Genomic DNA, 21,731 nt, shown 5'->3' with positions numbered 1-21,731 from the left:
ACTGAATTGAAACATTTGGTCACGCGTCGACCTGTTCTAGCAGGTCGTGGCTACCACCGGCTCAAGGGAACCTCCAAGTGATAAAAAAGATCCTGATCGCCAACCGTGGTGAGATTGCCGTACGAATCGTGCGTGCCTGCGCCGAGATGGGCATTCGCTCGGTCGCGATCTATTCCGACGCCGACCGCCATGCCTTGCATGTGAAGCGTGCGGACGAAGCCCACAGCATCGGTGCCGAGCCACTGGCCGGTTACCTGAACGCTCGCAAATTGGTGAATCTGGCGGTGGAAACCGGTTGTGATGCATTGCATCCCGGCTACGGCTTCCTCTCGGAAAACGCTGAACTGGCGGACATCTGCGCCGAGCGCGGCATCAAGTTCATTGGTCCCTCGGCTGAAGTGATTCGCCGCATGGGCGACAAAACTGAAGCCCGTCGCAGCATGATCAAGGCGGGCGTGCCCGTCACTCCGGGCACCGAAGGCAACGTCGCGGACATCGCCGAAGCCTTGGTTGAAGGCGACCGCATCGGTTATCCGGTCATGCTTAAGGCCACCTCCGGTGGCGGCGGCCGGGGTATCCGTCGTTGCGACAGCCGGGAAGAACTTGAACAAGCGTTCCCTCGAGTCATTTCCGAGGCGACCAAAGCCTTCGGTTCCGCCGAAGTGTTCCTCGAAAAATGCATCGTCAATCCAAAGCACATCGAAGCGCAGATCCTCGGCGACAGCTTTGGCAACGTGGTGCACCTGTTCGAGCGTGACTGCTCGATCCAGCGCCGCAACCAGAAGCTCATCGAGATCGCCCCGAGCCCGCAACTGACCCCGGAACAGCGCGCCTACATCGGCGACCTGTCGGTGCGCGCAGCCAAAGCCGTGGGTTACGAGAACGCCGGCACCGTGGAGTTCCTGCTCGCCGAGGGCGAGGTGTACTTCATGGAGATGAACACTCGGGTGCAGGTCGAACACACCATCACTGAAGAAATCACCGGCATCGACATCGTGCGTGAGCAGATCCGCATCGCGTCCGGCCTGCCGCTTTCGGTGAAACAGGAAGACATCCAGCACCGCGGTTTCGCGCTGCAATTCCGGATCAACGCCGAAGACCCGAAAAACAACTTCCTGCCGAGCTTCGGCAAGATCACCCGTTACTACGCACCCGGCGGCCCAGGCGTGCGTACCGACACGGCGATCTACACCGGCTACACCATTCCGCCGTTCTACGATTCCATGTGCCTGAAACTGGTGGTGTGGGCGTTGACCTGGGAAGAAGCGATGGACCGTGGCTTGCGCGCCCTCGACGACATGCGTCTGCAAGGGGTCAAGACCACCGCCGCGTACTACCAGGAAATCCTGCGTAACCCGGAATTCCGTAGCGGCCAGTTCAATACCAGCTTTGTTGAAAGCCATCCTGAACTGACCAACTACTCGATCAAGCGCAAACCCGAAGAGCTTGCCCTGGCCATCGCCGCCGCCATCGCCGCCCACGCGGGTTTATGAATAAACAGCGGCAAGCTTTTAGCTGCAAGCGGCAAGTAAGAGCAGATTGGCTTTTTCTTGCGGCTTGTAGCTTGGAGCTTGCAGCTCTGAGGAGACACCAATGACTAAGAAGATCTTCGTTACTGACACAATCCTGCGCGACGCCCACCAATCGCTGCTCGCGACTCGCATGCGCACCGAAGACATGCTGCCGATCTGCGACAAGCTCGACAAAGTCGGCTATTGGTCGCTGGAATGCTGGGGCGGCGCGACCTTCGACGCCTGCGTACGTTTTCTGAAGGAAGATCCGTGGGAGCGTCTGCGCCAACTGCGTGCCGCACTGCCTAACACGCGCCTGCAAATGCTCCTGCGTGGCCAGAACCTGCTGGGCTATCGCCATTACAGCGATGACGTGGTCAGGGCCTTTGTTGCCAAGGCTGCGGTCAACGGCATCGACGTGTTCCGCATCTTCGACGCAATGAACGACGTGCGTAACCTGCGCGTGGCCATCGAAGCGGTGAAAGCTGCCGGCAAACACGCCCAAGGCACCATCGCCTACACCACCAGCCCGGTGCACACCATCGAGGCCTTCGTGGCGCAAGCCAAGCAAATGGAAGCCATGGGTTGCGACTCTGTGGCGATCAAGGACATGGCTGGCCTGCTGACCCCGTACGCTACCGGCGAACTGGTCAGGGCACTGAAAAGCGAGCAGTCGCTGCCCGTGTTCATTCACTCGCACGACACCGCTGGCCTGGCCACCATGTGCCAACTCAAGGCCATCGAAAACGGTGCCGATCACATCGACACCGCGATCTCCAGCTTCGCCTCGGGTACCAGCCACCCAGGCACCGAATCGATGGTTGCTGCCCTTAAAGGCACCGAGTTCGACACCGGCCTGAACCTGGAACTGCTGCAAGAGATCGGCCTGTACTTCTACGCCGTGCGCAAGAAGTACCACCAGTTTGAAAGCGAATTCACTGCCGTCGACACCCGTGTCCAAGTCAACCAGGTTCCGGGCGGGATGATTTCCAACCTGGCGAACCAGTTGAAAGAGCAGGGCGCCCTGAATCGTATGGGCGAAGTGCTGGCCGAAATCCCGCGCGTTCGTGAAGACCTCGGCTTCCCGCCGCTGGTAACCCCGACCTCGCAGATCGTCGGCACCCAGGCATTTTTCAACGTGCTGGCCGGCGAGCGCTACAAGACCATTACCAACGAAGTGAAGCTCTATCTGCAAGGTGGCTACGGCAAAGCGCCGGGCACGGTTAACGAAAAACTGCGTCGCCAGGCGATTGGCAGCGAGGAGGTGATCGACGTCCGTCCAGCCGATTTGCTCAAGCCGGAAATGACCAAGCTGCGTGCCGAAATCGGCGCTGTGGCCAAGTCTGAAGAAGACGTGCTGACCTATGCCATGTTCCCGGACATCGGCCGCAAGTTCCTCGAAGAACGTGCTGCTGGCACCTTGACTCCAGAAGTGCTGCTGCCGATTCCTGAAGCCGGTGGTGTGGCTTCGGCGGGTGGCGAAGGCGTGCCGACCGAATTCGTCATCGACGTCCACGGCGAAACCTACCGCGTCGACATCACCGGTGTTGGCGTCAAGGCTGAAGGCAAGCGTCACTTCTACCTGTCCATCGACGGCATGCCGGAAGAAGTGGTGTTCGAGCCGCTCAACGAGTTCGTCAGCGGCGGCAGCAGCAAGCGCAAGCAAGCCACTGCGCCGGGCCACGTCAGCACCACCATGCCGGGCAACATCGTCGACGTGCTGGTCAACGAAGGCGACACCGTCAAGGCAGGCCAGGCCGTGCTGATCACCGAAGCGATGAAGATGGAAACCGAAGTCCAATCGGCCATCGCCGGCAAAGTCACCGCCATTCACGTGGCCAAGGGCGACCGGGTGAATCCGGGCGAAATCCTGATCGAGATCGAAGGCTGAGTTAACAGCCTCGATAGACCGCTTTAAACCTCGGGGGGGCATGTGCTCCCCTTTTTTTTCGCCCGGGATTTGAGGGGGGTTAGAAGGTCATTCGCCATTGTCCCATTACGCCGTGGGAGCGGCTGTCGGTGCCGATGTCACCGTTGAGGCCGACACCCAGTGTGTGTTTGGCCGACAAACCGAGGTCCAGACCTGCATCCAGCATCAGGCTGTCACGATCCAGTGGTGCACCGTAAACGGTGAAGTTCTCCCCACCCGTTGCCAATCGTTGTCGGGTATCGCTGTAGATATCTCCATAAGTGTGTTTCCAGCCGGCGCTGAATCGCGGCGTCAGTTGCATGCCGTTATCCAGCGTGCTGAGTTTTGCCAGTCGCAGGCCGAATGTACTGTTTATGTTGTTCCGGGTTTGCCCCAGGACTTTGAGTGCTGCTGCGCCCCCTTTTTCTGTGTAACTGTCGCGCTGATAACGTTGATAACCCAGGCTGGCAAAAGGTTCGATGCTGACGTTGGCGCGGCCGAGGTTGTAACCAAACTCGGCGAATGCTTGCTGAGTGTTGGCATCGTAGCGGCCTTCAGGTCGGTCGCTGAAACCGTTGAAGGCAATCCGGCGCTTGGTGTTGCCGTCGTGGCTACTGAAAGTCGCACCAAGGCGCAGCGACATTGGGCCATTTTGACGCATGGCGTAGGCGCCCAAATGCCAGCTGTCGAGTTGGCCGTCGATTCCACGACTGTCCAGACGAGTTTCGGACTTGCCGCCCATTACACCCAGACGCCATTCCTCATCAATACTCCAATCTGCGCCAAGAACTAAACCTTCAGTAGAGTGTTTCAAGGGATCGTAATAGCGATCCAGCGTCCCGCGGTGTCCCAGCGCCTGGAGCCAGACTCTGCCGTTGTCTGCATCGTTGCTGGCGAGGTGCGGTGCATTTTTCTGACTACCGAATACTGCAGCACTGTCCATTTGGCGCATGGCGGAGAGGAGGGTGGCACTGACAGGACTGTCACTGTTGATAGTCGCTTTGGCGAGGTTGGCGTTGCCGCCGCCCGACAACTGTTCGAGAGCAAGAGATGCAGTGAATTTGTTGGCGCTGAGCAGCGCAGCGACAGCCGCGTTTGTCGGGGTGGATGGATTTTTTGCCGTGGCAACGGGGTTGCTGGCCGTCGGGGGATTTGAGGCGGTGACGGGCGTATCAACCGGGGGGAGAGTTGCAGCGGTTGAAGGAGTTTCGGTAGTGGGCGTCGTCGCGGAGCCAGGAGCTGAAGTGTCGGTAGCTGCAGCTGGATTTAGAGATGCAGCGATTGAAGACGAACTGTCAGACGGGACCTGTTCGTTCGGTATGACCTTAGGCTCCTCAGTAATGCTTAGTGCGGCTTCCTTACCATTTTTACTGATCGCGGCGCTTTCGAAGGGCACGTCGTTACGGATGAAAGCCAGATCAACCTGCTTTCCCTTGTAGTCGAGCGTCGGAGATAAAAAGGCAAGATTATTGAGAACTTTGCCAAATTCCCCCTCCACTTTATTGGCAGTAAGAATGGTGTTTTCGTTGACGTGCAGGTAGTCATTCGTTGCCGAAACGATGTTCAGCGTGGCGCCTCCAAGACTGGCGGTTCCACCAACAACTATCGTTTCACTTTTGTGGCTGGCATTGACCTCGTAGGCCAGTTCCGCTGTTTTGGAAAGTTTTAAGTCTCCACGTACTTTCGGGGCGCCGTGCAAGCTGTCGACGGAAAGTTTTCCGTTTATATCAAGAGTGCGAACCTGGCCGTTGCCAGCAAAAAAACCTTTTTCTCTTACAAAAACGTCACCCTCGATGGTTCCCGGATTGGTCAGGGTGCCGCCTGATTCCACGCTCACGTTTCTGTCAATCCTGCCGTTGTTGACTAACGTACCTTGGGCCCACGCATTTCCTGCAATATGGCCATCGTTTATCAGCGTTGCCTTGGGGCGTACCCAGACGCCATCGCTGAAGTCACCGGAACCTTTCAGGGTCCAGGTGCTTCGTTTGGTCTCCAGAACCTGGAAGCGGCGACTCTCGCCCAGCGTGCCACCGCTTGCAGTATCAAGTTGCAGGTAGTTGGAACCTTCACCACCGTCTACCAGCCCGGTCAAACTTCCGCGGCCAGACACCGTGACTAGATCATTTCCGTCGCTGAATGTCGGATCAATACCCTCCTCTTTGGTTTTGATCGTGAATTTATGGGTGTCGGGATCATTAGCGAACGCAGCGAGAGCCATTGCGAGCTGATCCGCTGTTTCCATCGGTGGTGCAGTGGTACCCACCGAGAGTTCTTGAGCAAGCGAAAACTCCGCGCATCCGAGCGCAAGCGCAACGGCCAAAGCCAGGTGATGTGGGCGATATTTGTGTTGAACGGGCATCGTGTTCGGCCTCTGTTGACAGGAGGCCAAACTCTAAAGACAAGGCTATAGGTGCCGATGTCAGCTACTTCTGGCTGAGTTGCGGGCGGCGTGAGTTCCTTACGTAGAAAATTGCCAGTTGCCTGGCTGCGGTCGTTTTTAACCGTTCGAGCTGACGAACTTTCTTACAACGAATGGAGACACCGCCCGCTATCACAATTTCAAAAACTCATCTGCCACTGCCCAATCAACCCATGATTGCGGCTGTTGCTCCCAATCTCCCCGCTGTAACCCACCCCCACCGAATGACGCGCCGAAATCCCCAGGTCCAACCCAGTCTCCAGCACCAGGCTGTCGCGATCCAGCGAAGTGCCATCGACACTAAAGGCCGTGCCGCCCGTCACAAACGCCTGTCGTGTCGAGCTGCTGACATCGCCATAGGTATGCTTCCAGCCCGCGGTCATGCGCGGGGTCAGGCTCATGCCGTTGTCCAGTGAACTCAGGTGCGCCAGGCGCAAACCGAAGGTGCTGCTGAAGTTGTCCTGGGTTTGCTCATCGACTTGAAGCGCAGCAGCACCGCCTTTTTCCTGGTAGCTGTCGCGGTGATAACGCTGGTAGCCAAGGTTGGCAAACGGTTCGGCGCTGAGCCGGCCGCTGCCCATTGCGTAGCCGAGCTCGGCGAAGGCTTGTTGGCTGTCGGCATCGTAATCACCTTTAGGTCGATCGCTGAAACCGTTGAAGGCGATGGTGCGTTTGCTGTCGCCTTGGTGGCCGCTGTAGGCCGCGCCGAGGCGCAAGGCGAACGGGCCGCTTTGGCGCAGGGCATAGACGCCGGCGTGCCAGCTCTCGACATTGCCATCGACACCCGTGGCATCGAGGTCGGTCTTCGAATAGCCGCCGAGCACGCCCAGGCGCCATTGCGGATTGAGCGCCCAGTCGGCACCGAGCACGCTGCCTTTGGTGCGTTGTTCCAGACCGCTGCTGCCATGTTCGCCATCGAGCTTGCCGTAGCCGCCGATGGCTTGTAGCCAGAGTCTGCCCTTGGCGTTCGGATCGTTGAGGTTGCGGGCTTCGGACGGGACACCGGTCGAGGCGAGCACCGGTGTGTCGCGTTGATCGAGACCCACCAACAACCCTGAACTGCCACCCATTTGCTGCATTGCGGACAGCATGCTACCGCCGACCTGGCTGCTGGCACCGAGTGTTGCGCTGGTCAGGTTGGCGTTGCTGGTGCCAGCCAATTGTTCAATCGCCGCACCCGCCGTGGCGCTGGTGGTGTTCAGTAAGGCGTTGTACAGCGCGTTGTTTTTGCTCAGGGAGCCCAGGCTGTTGGCGGCGCTGCTGCCGTTGCCGGTGACTGCGAACTGGTTGAAGGCGACATCGTTGCGGGTATAAGTCAGGTCGACTTGGGTCGGGCTGTAAGCGAGGGTCGGCGTGATGAACGCGTAGTCACTGGTGACGTTGCTGAAACTGCCGTTGATGCTGGCGGCTCGCAATACGGTGTAGTGGTTCTGCCAAGGATACGTGCCGCTGGCGGGGTTCACCGCCAGGGTTGCGCCGTTCAGGTTGGCCACGCCACCGACCTTGATCGGGGCGCTGCTGCCGTCGGCATTCACACCATAGGCCAGGGTTGAACCGCTGCCCATGGTCAGATCGTGGGTGATGGTAGCGGTGCCGAGCCGGGTGTTGGTTTGCAAAGTACCGTTGACCAGCAAGTTGCCTACCGACCCACCACCGGCATATACACCGCCGGCGTCGACAGTCAGGTTACCGGCAATCCCGCCCTGGTTGACCAGCGTGGCGCCATTGCGCACCGCTCCGCCGTCGCTGAAATCGCCGTTGCCATTCAGGGTCCACGCGCCTTGCTTGACCTCCAGCCATTCGAAGTTGCGGCTCGCGCCGAAGCTGCCGCCCGCGGCGTCGTCCATCACCACGCGGTCATAACCGGTGCCGCCGTCGACCACGCCGACAAAGCGGCTGCCGTTGCGCAGCATCAGGCTGTCGTTGCCGCCGCCGAGGTCGAGCGCCAGGCCGTTGCTGCCGGCAATGGTGCCGCCGTTGACGACGCTGTCGGCAAACTCGCCGACCAGCTTCACGCCAAAACCATCCAGGCCCTGGATCGTGCCGTAGTTTTCCAAAGTGGTCGCAGCAACGCCTGCACCGCCACTGCCATCGTCCACCAGAATCGCGCTGTTGGCGCCGCTGATCAGCGCACCCTTGGCGTTCAACACATAACCACCGCCCAACGCGATGCCTTCGCTGCCGTTGGCAAACCCACCCTTGTCGACGCCACCCGCGCCAACACCCTGGATGACGCCGTAGTTTTCGATGTGGGCGAGCTTGTCGATGTCCACGCCATCGCCGTCGCCGTTCGGCTGCAGCCCCGAGTACGCACCGGTGATGGTGCCGTGGTTGATCACCGTGCCGTCACCATCGGAACCGAAACCGGAGCCGTTGCGGCCGGTGATTTGCCCGTAGTTGGTCAGTGTCGCGCCAAGGTCGGTGGTGATGCCATGGCGGCCGCCGGAAATGCTGCCGTAGTTGGTCACCGTCACGCCGGTGGCGGTGTCGATGTCGATACCGTCGAATTTGTCGTCGGCAGTTCTGGAGTCGCCGGTAGAAATCTCACCGTAGTTGGTGATCGTCGCGTTCGCGCCGGTCTTCATGCCATCGCTGGCGTCACCTCGAATCAATCCGCCCGCGCGGTTAATGAGAGTGGTGGTGACGCCGGCGCTGCGCAACGCATCCAGATCCAGCCCCTGGCCGGTGGTGGAGCGGATGATGCCACTGTTGTCGATCAACAGACTGCCGCTGGCGAAATTGCTGTTGATGCGCAGCGCGTCGTTGGCGCCGAGGATCTGCCCGCCGGCACGGTTATAAATGCTGTAGTTGCGCGCTTGGGTGATGTCACCCGAACTGTCGATTGCCCGGCCCGTGGTGGCGACGATCTTGCCCGAGTTGTCGATGACCACGCCGGCGCCGCTGGTGCCATCCTTCAGGCTCACGGTCTTGTCGGTGCTGGTGATGCTGCCGGGTGCCGAGATTGTCAGGGTGTCGCTGCCGCCGAGGGTTTGCGCGGTCGTGGTGGCGGTATCGATCTGCACGGTTTTCGGAGGGCCAGGGACGGCGTTGGCACTGGTACTGATCAGCAGGGCGATGGTGAGCGCCAGACGCTGCGGCGAGAAGGGCATGAGTGAACGGCCTTTTTGTTATAAGCGGGACGTTCTGTATAGCGGAAGGTTTTTACAGAACGATGTCTGCGTCCTGAAGGCAAATCTGCATTTTAATGCGTGTATCTTTGACTTAATGTGCAAAAAATGCATTTTAATGCATGAAATGATCGAGCAAATAGTGGATAACTGCACTATATTGCGTTCCATGCATCATATTCAAGCGAAAGAACGCATTTAATTGCAGGTGGCTTTGTGCACACACTAACTCTGCAGGTCTATACGTCCGGGAAATGGTTGGACGCGATGACCCTGGTTTTTGTCGAGCCGGAAAAGGGTTTTGAAGGCCCTTGCCGATTCGGTTACAAAAACGACTATGTATCAAACAGCTTTGAATACATCGAATCGCCATTCTCTAAAGCGGTTAGCGCCAGATTGCCAATCGATTGGGATAGCACTTCGCTGAAAAAAGCGCCCGCTTTCCTGCTCGATATAGCGCCCGCTGGAGCCGCCAAGCGCTTTCTCATGGCACGCGTTGGCCAGGAAAAACCCGAAGGAATCAGCGATTTGTTTCTGCTGGGTCGAAGCACTCCCGCGCCGATTGGCCATATGCGCATCAAAGAATCGATTGAAGCTATGGGTGAAAGGACTGCGATGGGCTTTCGTCGCGAAGAGGTGATCGCGCGCGACAATACTTTTTTGGAGTATGCCTACGAACAGGGCGCCGCCATTGGTGGTGCAACCGGGGCCGGCGGTGAAGCTCCCAAGCTGCTGATGTCTGAAGGTCGCGACGGTTTGCTGTATCCGGATGCTGTGTTGAGCGACGATCAAGTGGTGCAGCACTGGTTTGTGAAGTTTGCTCGCAACAGGACTAACCAGACAGATCAGATCATTCTCAGAAGCGAGTATCACTACTACAAGGCGTTGCAAACCCTGGGTATTGAGACCGTCGCTGCAGATGGGCTCGCGTTGGAAGAAGCGACAAAACCCAGCCTTTGGATGAAGCGCTTTGACCGCAACGTGACAGATCAGGGTGTTGAGCGGTTGGCAATTGAATCCATCTACTCGCTCGCGGGTGTGACGGTGCCTGGCAGTTACATGAGCCATTTGGAGGTGGTCCAGTTACTCGCTCGACTCTGGACAGAGGCCGGACAGGCCGATCAAATTCCTGATCTGGTAGCCGATTACCTGCGTCGGGATTTGCTCAACAAAATTCTTGGAAACTCCGATAACCACGGTCGCAATACTTCAATTATTCGCGATGTCGATTCCTTGCGCCTCGCTCCGATCTACGATTTGGCTCCAATGGTGATGGACGACGAGGGTGTCACACGTACGACCAAATGGCCCAAAGATCTGGAGGTGGCGGGCGAGGTGAAATGGCGCGAAGTGTGTAATGCGTTAGCGATGATCGGAGACCCTCAAGCACTCTTTGAAGGTCTGCGAAAGGACGCTGATCACTTACTGGCGTTGCCGGACGTTCTGACCGCTAGTGGTCTTCCTGAAGCCACCCTGAATCATCCAGGGATTGCATTGAGAAATCTTGAGCTGCGCTTGAAAAACTGGGGGCTGAAATGACCATTACCATTGACGCTCGGGCGCTGTTGATCGAGAGCATTCAAGAGGGCCTTGCCCAAGGCACGATTGAAATGGGTGAAGCAGTCCGCCGCTTGCGGGTTGAAGTCACTGGCCTGAACCAGAACCAGTTCGCGAAGATGTGCAAAATCTCCGTACGCACGCTCGTGCATATCGAACATGCGGAAGGTAATCAGACTCTGAAATCGCTAAACGCCGTGTTTCGGCCGTTCGGACTGAAGATGGGGGTGGTAAGGATTCGGCGCGAATTCAGCTGAGACAGCTCAATGCAGGGGTTACCGAAGGCTACGACCTTCACTCACCCCGACTCAAATACGCCTTCCCGTAATGCCGCTCCATCCGCGCCTGAATCAGCTCCAGCCCGATCGACATCACCCAATAAATCACCGCAGCGGTCGTCAGCATCTCGATATACCGGTAGCTCGACCGCCCGTACGACTGCGCCAGAAACATCACTTCCCAAACCCCCATCACCGAGATCAGCGACGAGTCCTTGAGCATGGAGATGAATTGGTTGGTGGTCGGCGGGATGATGGTGCGCATCGCCTGGGGCAGGGTAACGCGCCAGAAGATCACGGTTTCGCGCAGGCCCAGGGCGAGGGACGCTTCGCGCTGGCCATGGGGGACGCCGAGGATGCCGGCGCGGAAGATTTCGCTGAGGTAGGCCCCGTAGTTCAGCGACAGGGCGATGATGCCGGCGGCGACGGCGCCGGGCACGATGCCGAGTTGCGGCAGGCCGAGGTAGATCAGCAGGATCTGGATCAGCAACGGCGTGCCGCGAAAGAACGAGGCATAGAAACTCGCGATGCCGAAGGCCACGGCGCTTTTTGACAGCCGCGCGAGGGCGGTGATGAAACCGAGCAGCGACGAGGTGACGATCGAGCACAGGCACAAAAACAGTGTCAGTGCCGCGCCTTGCAGGAAGCCGTTGGGCGCCATGTGCAGGCCGATCAAGTTGGGCAGTTTGTCGAGGATGATCGAGAACTTCAGGTCGAAGCTCAGGAAGAAACTGGCGAACAAACCGAGCATCGCTGCCCACGTCAGGTACAGCCGCGTACGAAAACCGAAGATCCGTTGCAGCCGCGACTCAGCCACCGGTTGCGGCGGCTGAGGAGGTTTTGGGAAGGAAGTCATTTGCTGATGTCGGCGCCGATCCATTTTTGCGAAAGCTTGCTCAGGGTACCGTCCTGTTTCAGTTGGGCGAAGACGTTACGCACCTTGGCATCCCACTGCGCGTCGCCCTTTTCGATGGCGACCGAGTTCGGCTCCGAGTACAGCGGCTCGCCGGCGAGTTTGAAACGTTTGTCTTCGGTCAAGCGCGGTTGCGCGGTGACGAGGTTGGTCAGGATCGCGTCCAGTCGAACCCCGGCGCCCAGGCCCAAGTCCTGAAAGGCCACGTTGTCAGTGTCATACGGGGCGATCTGCACGTCCTCGAACGGGTACTGCAATTGGGTGTCTTCGGCGCCTTCGATCACCAGGTTTTTGTTCAGGTAGCTTTCATAGCTGGAGGCGCTGGTGAGGCCGACTTTCTTGCCGCTCAGGTCTTTGGCGCTGTGAATGCTGTTGTCCTTGGCATTGACCACGATCACGGCCGGCGAGGCGTAGTACTCCACCGGGAAATCGAAGACTTCGGCGCGGGCCTTGCTCGGCGTCATGGAGCAGATGCAAATGTCGTAGCGCCCGCTCCAGCGGCCGGCAGCGATCACGTCCCAGGACGGTGTTTCGAGGCGCAATTTGACCCCCAGTTTTTCCGCGACGGCTTTGGCCACATCGACATCGAAACCGTCTAGCTGGTTCTGGTCATTGAGGAACGAGAAGGGTGGATAGCTCTCCATTAACACGCCCACCAGTTCTTTCTTCTGTTCGACGCGGTCCAGCGTGGCGCCACCAAAGGCGTGGGTGGAGGCAGCTAAAATCGTCAGGCCCAGGGCCAGTAGCGGTTGAAGTTTCAAAGTCGATCCCTGATAAAAAAGAGGTTGTTATTAACAGAATGGTGCGTATTAAATAGTTATAAGAACGGCTCCGGTAGTGAGTAATTTTCATAAGTTTATGAGTGAAATGAATATGGGCGCAGGAAGCACAGTTGTTCTGGATGGTGGCATGGGCCGTGAGCTGCAACGCCGAGGGGCGCCATTCAGACAGCCCGAGTGGTCGGCGCTGGCGTTGAGCGAAGCACCGCAGGCGGTGGAGGCGGTGCACGCGGCTTATATCGAAAGCGGCGCCAACGTGATTACCAGCAACAGTTATGCAGTGGTGCCGTTTCACATTGGCGAAGCGCGTTTTGCCGCAGAAGGTCAGGCCCTCGCGGCGTTGGCCGGCGAGTTGGCCCAGCGTGCGGTGGTGGCTTCGGGCAAATCCGTGCGAGTGGCCGGTTCATTGCCACCGCTGTTTGGTTCTTATCGTCCGGACCTGTTCAACGCGGCTCGAGTGTCTGAGTTGCTGGCGCCGTTGGTGAACGGTCTGGCGCCGCATGTCGACCTGTGGCTGGCTGAAACCCAGAGTTCAATCGCCGAGGCGCGGGCGATCCACGGCGGTCTGCCGAGAGACGGCAAGCCGTTCTGGCTGTCGTTTACCTTGAAGGATGAAGACACGGACGACGTGCCGCGTCTGCGATCCGGTGAACCGGTGTTTGAAGCGGCCGGGGTGGCTGCCGAGCTGGGTGTCGAGACGCTGCTGTTCAATTGCAGCCAGCCGGAAGTGATCGGTGCGGCGATTGATGCCGCGCGCGAAACATTCGAGCGTTTAGGTGTGAAGATTCACATCGGCGCGTACGCCAACGCCTTCCCGCCACAACCGAAAGAGGCCACGGCCAATGACGGGCTGGACCCGTTGCGTGAAGACCTTGATCCGCCGGGTTACTTGCAGTGGGCCGCCGACTGGAAAGAACGCGGCGCCAGCCATTTGGGTGGTTGCTGCGGGATTGGACCGGAGCATATTGCGGTGCTTGTGCAGAAATTGGCTTAAAGATCAAAAGATCGCAGCCTTCGGCAGCTCCTACAGGGGATCACGTTCCCCTGTAGGAGCTGCCGAAGGCTGCGATCTTTTGCTGTTGATTCCTCTACTCGCGACACTCCGCCAGGGTTTTCACCTGCCCCGAACCCGTCTGGTTCTCATCGCTCAACCACTGCTCAAACCCAGCCCCGATCACCGGCCATTCCGAATCCAGAATCGAGTACCAAGCGGTATCGCGGTTCTGGCCCTTGACCACCATGTGCTGGCGAAACACCCCTTCAAAACTGAACCCCAGCCGCTCGGCCGCGTACTTGGAGCGGGCGTTGCCGTTGTTGCACTTCCACTCGAGGCGCCGATAACCCAGGGCAAACGACTCCTTCGCCAACAGATAAATGGCTTCGGTACTTTTTGGCGAACGCTGCATCGGCGCACCAAATGTCACGTGGCCGATTTCGATGCGGCCCTGCGCCGGGACGATCGACATCAAGCTGAGGATGCCTTGTACGTCGCCGCTGGCACGGTCGATCACGCTGAAGAAATACGGATCACTGGCGGCGGCATGATTGTCCAGCCAATCGTTGAAAGCGCTGCGCTCCGGGAAAGGGCCGTAAGGTAAGTAATCCCAGAGTTTCGGGTCGGAGCCCGGGCCTTGCAGGGCTTTCCATAAACCGTCGGCGTGACGCGCCGGGTCGAGTTTTTCCAGGCGAATGTAACGCCCTTCGAGGGTTTGAACCGTCGGCGCAGGGACGCCTTTCCAGTCCGCGAGTGAAGTCGACATGCTGTTCTCCTTGAACCTTAAATGGCTTTGCGAAACTGGATGTAACCGGGGCGCTCGGCGATGCGCTCGTAAAGCTGGATCGCGGTGGCGTTGGTTTCGTGGGTCAGCCAGTGGACCTTGTTGCAGCCGTCGGCCTTGGCCGTGGTGTAGACGAACTCGATCAACTGGCGACCGACGCCGGTGCCGCGGGTTTCCTCAGCCACCAGCAGATCTTGCAGGTAGCAGGAGTTTTCGATGGCCCAGTTCGAACGATGGTAAATGAAATGCACCATGCCCACCGCTTTGCCGTCAGCCCAGGCGAGGGCGGCGTGGGTCGGTTCGTTCGGGTCGAGCATACGCTGCCAGGAACTTTGGGTGACAGCTTGCGGCAATTCGGTTTTATAGAAACGCAGGTAGGCCTGCCAAAGCGGCAGCCACGCGGCGTAGTCGTTGGCGCTGACCTGGCGGATGTCGATCTGACTCATGTTGATTCCTTAACGCATCAAGTGGGCGAGGGCCTGGTCGTGCACGTCAGGGCTGGCGGCCAGCCCCTCGCGTACGCCGGTGATGTCTGCGGTGTTGCGGTTCTGGCTGAGCTTGCGCTTGCCTTCCAGGCGCTGGATCGGCAGGGCAAAGCCGACGATGGCCTTGAGCATGCCGTCGATGTAGTCGGCGGGAGCATCGGCGACTTTCCACGGTTGGGCACGACCGGCTTCATGGCGATCGGTCAGCGCGCTGACCAGATTGCGCAGGCGATCGGCGTCGGTGAACACCTCTGCGATACCGTAAGCGTGAACGGCGACGTAGTTCCAGGTCGGCACGACTTTGCCGTGCTCGGCTTTACTTGGATAAAACCCCGGGCTCACGTAAGCATCGGCGCCGGCAAAAATTACCAGCGCTTCGGCGCCGTTTTGCAGTTCCTTCCATTGCGGATTGGCCTTGGCGAAGTGGCCATACAGCGTGCCATTCGGTCCCTGGTCGGTGTTCAGCAGCAATGGCAGATGGCTGGCCTGCAGGCCTTGTTCGCCATGGGTAATCAGCATGGCGAGGCGGGTGCCGAGTATCTGTTGCTGCAGTTCGTGCAAATCATTGATGGCAAATGCGCTGGGCGTATACATGGAAATATTCCTTGGCGAATGCCTGCATCCTAGGCAGGCTATTGGTCTGTTGTAAGAGCCATTACAGACCAATTTAATAGGTCCAATGCCATGTCAAGCGAGCCACTGTCCTTATCGTTCAACCCGGCGGGAATCGAACTCGATCGGCGCCAAGGCCTGAGCCGTCAGCTCTATCAGGCATTACGCGTGCGAGTGCTCGATGGGCGGCTGGCCAGTGGCACACGTTTGCCCGCCAGTCGGGATCTGGCGGAGGCACTGACGATTTCTCGCAACAGTGTGGTGCGTGCCTACGATCAGCTCTACGCCGAAGGGTTTATCGAGGGACGAGTGGGCGACGGCACCTATGTCGCGCAATTGCCGCAGGCACGGGTATCGGCGAAAAAAACATCCCTGAAAGCGCCGAAAGTCGACGCCACCAACAGTCCGGATGTGCCGTTGGTTCCGTCCGCCAAAACCAGATACGGCAGCGCATTGGCGCGTGTTGAAAACAACCATTTGCCCACGCCGCCGAGTGGTCCGCCCCGGGCATTTCGGGTTGGCGTTCCGGCGTTCGATCTGTTTCCGTTTGAAGTGTGGGGCAAGCTGAACGCGGCGTTCTGGCGCAAACCGGATTTGCAGCAGCTGTGTTATGGCGCGCCTGAAGGGGACGCGCGCTTGCGCGGGCTGATCGCCGCGTACCTGCGCAGCTCTCGCGGCATGCAGTGCACGGCAGAGCAGATTGTGATCACCAGTGGTGCGCAACAGGCGATTAGCCTTTGTGCTCAGTTGCTGGTGGAACCGGGTGATGTGGTGGGGATTGAAAATCCCGGGTATCGGGCCGCTGGTCATGCGTTTGCGGTGGCGGGAGCGCGGTTGAAGGGTGTGGCGGTCGACAATGAGGGCATCGACTGTACGGAGCTGGCAGCGCTGGGCGATTGTCGTCTGGTGTATGTCACGCCTTCTCATCAATACCCGACTGGCGTGGTGATGAGCCTGGCGCGGCGCCTGGAGTTGCTGGCCTGGGCTGAACGCTCCCAAGGCTGGATCGTCGAGGACGACTACGATGGCGAATACCGCTACAGCGGCGCGCCACTGGCGCCGTTGGCGGCACTCGACCGGCAGGGACGGGTGTTGTACGTCGGGACCTTCGGCAAAGTCGCTTTCCCGGCGCTGCGTCTGGGCTATCTGGTGTTGCCACCGGCACTGGTGGCGGCGTTTTCTCAACGTCGCGCGGTGGATGTCCGGCATTCCGAGGTGAGCACTCAAGCGGTGATGGCCGAGTTCATGGCCGCCGGGCACTTTCAGCGGCACATCCGCCGCATGCGCCGGGCGGCGCTGAGCCGGCGCAACACGCTGTTGACCGGTTGGCCGCAAAACATTGCCGGAGTTGGCAGCCTGCCAAGTGTTCCGGCAGGGCTGCATTTGACGGTCGCGGTCGACTCCCAGGCTCGCGAGCGTGAGTTGATCGGGAAGGCTGCCAGCGTCGATGTCGAGATCAATGCGCTGAGCAGCTATTGGTTGCCGGACTCGCAAACACCGGACGACCAGCGTGCCGGGCTGGTCCTGGGTTTTGCGGCAGTGCCCGAGGCCGCGATAATCGAGGCGCTCGGACGATTGGAAACCGTCTGGCGTCGCTAGCGCGCTTACGTCTTGGGCTCCAGATCCACAAACAGTTTGCGCAGACCCGGATCGTCGAGCTTTCGGAACACCCCATCAATCGGCTCGAAGGTACTCAATGCCTGTTGCTGTTCAGGCGTGAGTGTCTTCAGATAAACCTCCGAGACTTTCAGATGCGCGGTCGACGGCTTGTCCGCCGGGCTGATGGATGTTTCGTAATGGAAGTGCGCTACCCACAATTCCTGATCGTTGCCGGTCTTGTCGAGAACGCGGTACTCCTGGAAATAGTCGCCCAGTTGCTTGGTGCGGATCCGCCCCTGTTCGTTGCGGTTGAGGGCTACCTGTTGATTTTCGTGCATCCACTTGAGGGCGCTTTGGGTGGGTTTGCGCAGCTTGTACAGGTTCGCTCGAACGCGCACGCCCTCAGTGCGCAGGGTGCTTGCGGCCTGACGCAGTTCCGCGCTGAGGTTGGCGACCGGGGGAGGGTTTTTCATTCGGGCCATGGCCAGGTCAACGCTGGCGGCGCTCTGTTCAATCTTCAGCGCTTGTTGGTCAAACAGGTCCTGTATGTCCGCGGGGATACGTTTTGGGCGCAGTGCATCTTTACGGGTGCGCTCAATAAATTTCGTTGTATCCAGATTCAGCTCCAGGCCAGCCTCGATGATCTGCAGGTCTTTCAACAGGGGGGCCGGTGGCTGACTCAACGTGGGCATAAATGGCTTGAGCGGCGCTTCGTCAGACGTCGTCGCCTCGCTGGTGCCCGGCTCGCGTGGACGCGACTTGCTCACTTTGACGGGCTGACGTGAAGGCCCCGGGCGGACCCGCACTGGCGGATTCTGCACAGGCAGCAGCTCGTTCTCTGGCAGCAATGCCTGAAGTCGGATAAGCGCCAACTGCGAGAATTCGTCGATAAGCGTGCGCAAATGTTCAAGCTGATTGTGCTTGAGTAAACCAGGGTAGGTGTCGGGCAATTCCTTGAGGCGCTGATCGGCATCGGAAAACGTCTCGACAAGCCCACCGAGTAATTCGACCTGGGCTATAACGTCAGTAGCGCTGGTGGCCACTTTTACCAGGTCCGCGACGTGATGAGCGGCGGTGGCGGCACTGATGATGACTTTGCCGATGTCGGTTCGGGCCGCAGTCATCAGCGGGCTAGCCTGTTCTTCCATGCAAAGCTCTTGTGACATGCCCATTTCATTGGCTTTAAGTTGCAGCGCGGTGAATGACGGCATCAGCTTGCTGATGGCCAGCGCTTCAACGAAACCGGGCCGTCCCGCCGCGCGAATGCCTTTAAGTGTCGATTGGGATAGTGTCAGCTTATCGACCATCTCATGACTCAGGTCGGTCGCCTGCTGGATGCTCTCAACATAGGAATGCCGCGACTCCTCGCCAGGCTTTGGCATCTCGGTCAGGACGGCGGTGGCCTGGACATACTGGTGTTTTTTTAACGTCAACCAGAAAGACAGATGCTTCTGCAACTCGGTGCTCAAACGCAGCAAGTCGTAGGTGTAACCGGTGGTGCCACCGAGGTTTCGCCATTCTTTCAGTTGGTCGAGCGCCTGTTGATACGCCTCAATCTGCCCTTCCAGTTTTCTCGAATACGGCAATGACAGTGGGTCGTACGCACCGGCCTTGGCGTGCAGCATCTCGTTTTGGGCTTTCAGCAGCTCCGACTGCTTGGACGCTTCCTCGGTTTTGAATGCCTGCAGCGCCGTTTCGAGTTCATGTTTGCGATGTTCTTTCGCGGCTTTCAAGGCTTTGAGCCGGCTTTTCGGCCCGCCACCGCGCAGGCGTAAACGCAGGTCCAGGACCCATTGTCCTTTTGCGTCATTCGCCAGCAGCGGGCCGGTTCTGCTGACGTCATCGGGGTGGACGATGGTGACCTGTTCGTCGCCATCGACCAAGACGTTGAACCAGCGTTCAGCCACCTTGGCGTACGTTTTATCATCGAGTTGATAAAGATGCGGCGGCGCTTCGTTCACCGTGGTCAGCGCTTCGTCGCTGAGGTTGGGTGCAGCGACCTTGAGCGTGTCCAGGTAGACGCCCAGCGCCGTAACAGTGCGGCGCGGGATTGCCCCACCAATCTCCAGCGAAGAGCAATGGCTTGCCGGAAGCTCGGCAGCGAGCGGGGCAGGGTTGAGTGTGAGGACGTTTGGCAGGACGGGGGGTTTTTCCTGGGCCATTGGCAATTCTGGCGTGCGCGGTTGACGGGAAACCACCTTGCGTCGCATCACCGCATGATGGCTGATGACGATGCCCACCATCAGTAACACGTCCGCCAGCGACGTCCATTCAATGAAGCTGTCGTCCTGTTCACGGGCATCCAGTGCCTGCTGTATTTCGTTGACGACTTGCCAGACCCAGACGGCGCTGCCGACGGCGCCGCTGAGGAAGTTCGAGGTGACACTGAATAATGCCCAACCGCTGTCTTTGAGCAGGCTCCAGCGTCGCTCGGCATTGGATTGGGATTGCCGGTCAGCGAGGTCGACGACTGCCCGTGCGTTGCTTTTGAACAGGGTCGATAGAACGTTGCCGGTGATTTCCTCCTGCACAAATTCCACCTGGCCGAATCGGTTCGCCCGTTGCAGCGGGTTGACCACCTGTTCAGCCAGCAGCCAGGGGGAGGGCAGTCCAACTGGAAACACATATTGGGCGTACTCAAAACTCAAGGTCTTGTCGGGCAGCCACGCCAGCACTGAATCCCGTAATTCACCGGGTTGGTGCAACGCATAGAGCAGGTTCTGTCGCGAGGGAAATTGCATCAGGGGTTGATCCAGCATCGGACGGTAAAGCAGGCAAGGACCGCCGAGGGCATCTCGAGGGCTGATGATGAACATGTTCGCGACTGTGTCGCTGGTGCTGATCACACGATGCTTGGGCGTCAGCGCCAGAGGGTAGATGGCAACGGCCTGCCGGGTGTTGCTGTCGGGATCGAACAGCGCACGGATGTATTGGTAACCACGCTCGTCGATACCGGCTTGTTGCTTGATCTTGCCTTCCAGCGCCATGAGCGGCAGCAGCAACCGCAACTGGTCGCTGTAGAGATGCTCCTGGCGTTTGGACTCGACCGGGTCATCGATCAGTTTCCGTTTGATCTCTGTGAGATAGGATTGACCCACATCGACCTGAGCGGAAAGGGCCAGGAGGAAATCTGGCGTCAGCCAGGTCGGGACCGCCTCGCCGTGGATGAACGATACCGTCGCCATATAGGGCGCCTCGTTTTCCATGGCAAATTCGGCAAGCGTCTCGGTGCGGTGGTCGAGGGGGTTGGGAAGCGTTAAGTTGTTGACGGTGAAACTGTGGGTGATCCTGATCCGCAGGTCGCCCAAAGGCAGGCTCGCAGCATCGATTGAGCGAGTGTCCGCAATGATCGCTTCTTGCATCTTTCGCTGCGAAAAATCATGGATGGACGCTATTTCTCCTTTGGCAGCGAGCCGGTCAGGTTGCAGGTACAGCTTGCCCAGTGCGCTGATGTAGCGGCCGTAATCTTGTACATCGCGGGCCTGCGCATCGTGCAGCCAATCGGGAATCGCGGCCTCCAGTTGCTTGAACTGCGCATCGTCTTTTCTGCAGAGACCGGTCCTGGACTCAAACTCATCCCTCGTCGGTCTTTGCGGCAATGGCAATGACGCAATGTCATCCAATTGAGCGGCGATCAACGCCCAGGCCATATGGTCGAAGATGTTGCCTTCCGGTTGAAAAAGCCGCCATTCCAGCGTGAGACCCGTCTGGAGCTCAGGCAGGCGCGCGGGCAGCGAGACACCCAATAGCGCCATCGAATCGAAGGACTCAAAACCACGCTCAATGGTGAACATCACCAGCAAATCGCGCTGGCGAAAAGTTGCCCTGAGCACTAAAGCGCCTCCGATCACCAGGTGGCTGGAGAGCTCGTTTTCGACCGTGTCGATATCGATCAGGCAGGCCTGAATCGCTGAAAGCTCGCTGTTCACATTTTTGCGTGAGGCGCTGTCCGGTTCGATAAATACCTCTCGCACCATGGCGCATTCATCAGCATTCAGACCTTTTGCCTTGTGTACATTTAGTGCCTTGCGCAGCGAGTTAGATAGGGCCTCCCAGCGTGCAACCGTGGCAACCTTGCTGTTCCAGAAATCCAGCTGGCGTGCCTGGAATTCGACGAACAATAACGACGCGGCGTCGTTGAGTGCGTCGGCGATTTCCTCGACGCTGACGGCGAGATGAATCGGATTGTCGGCTTTGGGCTCAACGGTCAGGAAGTGTTCGCCTTCGATGTAATTGGCCTTGGCCCCGTAAAGGCCCAGTCGCATCAACGCATGGGTCAGGGACTCAAACCGGGTCGTGCCTGCCTCGATGTGATTGTCCGCCGCCTGCCAGCGTGGTGTCGCGATGAGCGCCAGGTCGGGGTCGATAGCCAGATCGGGATAAAGCGTTTGCAAAGAGTCACGCAGGAGGCTCGAAGCCACGTCATCGAGTGTGGGTCCATGACTGGTCTGGCCGAGCAGATTGCTTTTCTCAACCAGTGGCGTTGAGCTTTCCGGGAGTTGCGGGGAACTGTTAAGTGTCATGACGGATACCTTGGTGCAGGGGTTGAGGCGCCAGCCTCATCTGTTGCACCGAAGGTAAAGGGGCGTTGAATGCCCCAGGTGGTAACTAAATATACGTTTGAAAAAAAGACCCGCCCGGGGCGTAATGCTGTGCACTCAAGAAGACTTTGAACTGGCTAGGGCAGGTCAAAAGATCGCAGCCTGCGGCAGCTCCTACAGGGGGAATGCGTGCTCTCTGTAGGAGCTGCCGAAGGCTGCGAT

The 21,731-nt window shown here is 58.8% G+C and carries 14 protein-coding genes; 6 read left to right on the top strand and 8 right to left on the bottom strand.

The window, feature by feature from the left end; translation table 11 throughout:
- Positions 1-77 precede the first annotated feature (77 nt).
- Together ACA052_RS19150 and oadA are read left to right on the top strand one after the other, a co-directional pair.
- On the top strand, positions 78-1,493 hold the full coding sequence (locus tag ACA052_RS19150) for an acetyl-CoA carboxylase biotin carboxylase subunit (RefSeq protein ID WP_046030798.1): 1,416 nt from the start codon (positions 78-80) through the stop codon (positions 1,491-1,493).
- A 100-nt stretch (positions 1,494-1,593) separates the two neighbouring features.
- On the top strand, positions 1,594-3,402 hold the full coding sequence (oadA, locus tag ACA052_RS19145; protein ID WP_497646294.1) for a sodium-extruding oxaloacetate decarboxylase subunit alpha: 1,809 nt from the start codon (positions 1,594-1,596) through the stop codon (positions 3,400-3,402).
- A gap of 79 nt (positions 3,403-3,481) precedes the next feature.
- Here the strand turns inward: oadA and ACA052_RS19140 are convergent, their stop codons facing one another.
- Together ACA052_RS19140 and ACA052_RS19135 are read right to left on the bottom strand one after the other, a co-directional pair.
- A complete protein-coding gene (locus ACA052_RS19140) occupies positions 3,482-5,779 on the bottom strand; it encodes an autotransporter outer membrane beta-barrel domain-containing protein (RefSeq protein ID WP_497646293.1) in 2,298 nt (765 codons plus the stop codon).
- Between the two features lie 200 nt (positions 5,780-5,979).
- A complete protein-coding gene (locus ACA052_RS19135) occupies positions 5,980-8,949 on the bottom strand; it encodes an autotransporter outer membrane beta-barrel domain-containing protein (RefSeq protein WP_497646292.1) in 2,970 nt (989 codons plus the stop codon).
- Between the two features lie 234 nt (positions 8,950-9,183).
- Between ACA052_RS19135 and ACA052_RS19130 the strand changes: the two genes are divergently transcribed.
- On the top strand, positions 9,184-10,506 hold the full coding sequence (locus ACA052_RS19130) for a HipA domain-containing protein (protein ID WP_497646291.1): 1,323 nt from the start codon (positions 9,184-9,186) through the stop codon (positions 10,504-10,506).
- Positions 10,503-10,781, top strand: coding sequence for a transcriptional regulator (locus tag ACA052_RS19125; RefSeq protein ID WP_497646290.1), 279 nt, complete (start codon positions 10,503-10,505; stop codon positions 10,779-10,781). Before ACA052_RS19130 ends, ACA052_RS19125 begins: the two co-directional genes overlap by 4 nt.
- 37 nt (positions 10,782-10,818) lie before the next feature.
- Here ACA052_RS19125 and ACA052_RS19120 read toward each other — a convergent pair whose 3' ends face one another.
- Positions 10,819-11,658, bottom strand: a complete 840-nt coding sequence (locus tag ACA052_RS19120; protein ID WP_497646289.1) for an amino acid ABC transporter permease — start codon at positions 11,656-11,658, stop codon at positions 10,819-10,821.
- Positions 11,655-12,476, bottom strand: a complete 822-nt coding sequence (locus ACA052_RS19115; RefSeq protein ID WP_497646288.1) for an ABC transporter substrate-binding protein — start codon at positions 12,474-12,476, stop codon at positions 11,655-11,657. The genes ACA052_RS19120 and ACA052_RS19115 overlap by 4 nt, the downstream gene beginning before the upstream one ends.
- Before the next feature lie 112 nt (positions 12,477-12,588).
- Between ACA052_RS19115 and ACA052_RS19110 the strand changes: the two genes are divergently transcribed.
- Positions 12,589-13,488, top strand: a complete 900-nt coding sequence (locus ACA052_RS19110; protein ID WP_497646287.1) for a homocysteine S-methyltransferase family protein — start codon at positions 12,589-12,591, stop codon at positions 13,486-13,488.
- A gap of 94 nt (positions 13,489-13,582) precedes the next feature.
- Here the strand turns inward: ACA052_RS19110 and ACA052_RS19105 are convergent, their stop codons facing one another.
- Genes ACA052_RS19105 through ACA052_RS19095 form a run of 3 tightly spaced genes read right to left on the bottom strand, consistent with a single transcriptional unit; the run spans position 13,583 to position 15,351 of the window.
- Positions 13,583-14,254, bottom strand: coding sequence for a GNAT family N-acetyltransferase (locus ACA052_RS19105; RefSeq protein WP_497646286.1), 672 nt, complete (start codon positions 14,252-14,254; stop codon positions 13,583-13,585).
- A 17-nt stretch (positions 14,255-14,271) separates the two neighbouring features.
- The gene (locus ACA052_RS19100) at positions 14,272-14,718 is read right to left on the bottom strand and encodes a GNAT family N-acetyltransferase (protein ID WP_497646285.1); all 447 of its coding nucleotides are present in this window, start codon (positions 14,716-14,718) and stop codon (positions 14,272-14,274) included.
- Positions 14,719-14,727: 9 nt separating this feature from the next.
- Positions 14,728-15,351, bottom strand: a complete 624-nt coding sequence (locus ACA052_RS19095) for an FMN-binding negative transcriptional regulator (protein WP_497646284.1) — start codon at positions 15,349-15,351, stop codon at positions 14,728-14,730.
- Positions 15,352-15,441: 90 nt separating this feature from the next.
- Between ACA052_RS19095 and pdxR the strand changes: the two genes are divergently transcribed.
- The gene (gene pdxR, locus ACA052_RS19090; protein WP_497646283.1) at positions 15,442-16,968 is read left to right on the top strand and encodes a MocR-like pyridoxine biosynthesis transcription factor PdxR; all 1,527 of its coding nucleotides are present in this window, start codon (positions 15,442-15,444) and stop codon (positions 16,966-16,968) included.
- Positions 16,969-16,973: 5 nt separating this feature from the next.
- Here the strand turns inward: pdxR and ACA052_RS19085 are convergent, their stop codons facing one another.
- Positions 16,974-21,491, bottom strand: a complete 4,518-nt coding sequence (locus ACA052_RS19085; protein WP_497646282.1) for a dermonecrotic toxin domain-containing protein — start codon at positions 21,489-21,491, stop codon at positions 16,974-16,976.
- Between the last annotated feature and the right edge of the window lie 240 nt (positions 21,492-21,731).

Source organism: Pseudomonas sp. LBUM1644 (genome assembly GCF_059716195.1).
Note: the sequence above shows the minus strand (reverse complement) of the source record. Positions and strands in the feature narration are given on the sequence as shown.

Excerpts from the sequence above, each read along its gene's own strand:
- pdxR (WP_497646283.1), top strand. The coding sequence starts at position 15,442 with ATGTCAAGCGAGCCACTGTCCTTATCGTTCAACCCGGCGGGAATCGAA.
- ACA052_RS19100 (WP_497646285.1), bottom strand. The coding sequence starts at position 14,718 with ATGAGTCAGATCGACATCCGCCAGGTCAGCGCCAACGACTACGCCGCG.
- oadA (WP_497646294.1), top strand. The coding sequence starts at position 1,594 with ATGACTAAGAAGATCTTCGTTACTGACACAATCCTGCGCGACGCCCAC.
- ACA052_RS19095 (WP_497646284.1), bottom strand. The coding sequence starts at position 15,351 with ATGTATACGCCCAGCGCATTTGCCATCAATGATTTGCACGAACTGCAG.
- ACA052_RS19110 (WP_497646287.1), top strand. The coding sequence starts at position 12,589 with ATGGGCGCAGGAAGCACAGTTGTTCTGGATGGTGGCATGGGCCGTGAG.
- ACA052_RS19120 (WP_497646289.1), bottom strand. The coding sequence starts at position 11,658 with ATGACTTCCTTCCCAAAACCTCCTCAGCCGCCGCAACCGGTGGCTGAG.
- ACA052_RS19085 (WP_497646282.1), bottom strand. The coding sequence starts at position 21,491 with ATGACACTTAACAGTTCCCCGCAACTCCCGGAAAGCTCAACGCCACTG.
- ACA052_RS19105 (WP_497646286.1), bottom strand. The coding sequence starts at position 14,254 with ATGTCGACTTCACTCGCGGACTGGAAAGGCGTCCCTGCGCCGACGGTT.
- ACA052_RS19135 (WP_497646292.1), bottom strand. The coding sequence starts at position 8,949 with ATGCCCTTCTCGCCGCAGCGTCTGGCGCTCACCATCGCCCTGCTGATC.
- ACA052_RS19125 (WP_497646290.1), top strand. The coding sequence starts at position 10,503 with ATGACCATTACCATTGACGCTCGGGCGCTGTTGATCGAGAGCATTCAA.
- ACA052_RS19140 (WP_497646293.1), bottom strand. The coding sequence starts at position 5,779 with ATGCCCGTTCAACACAAATATCGCCCACATCACCTGGCTTTGGCCGTT.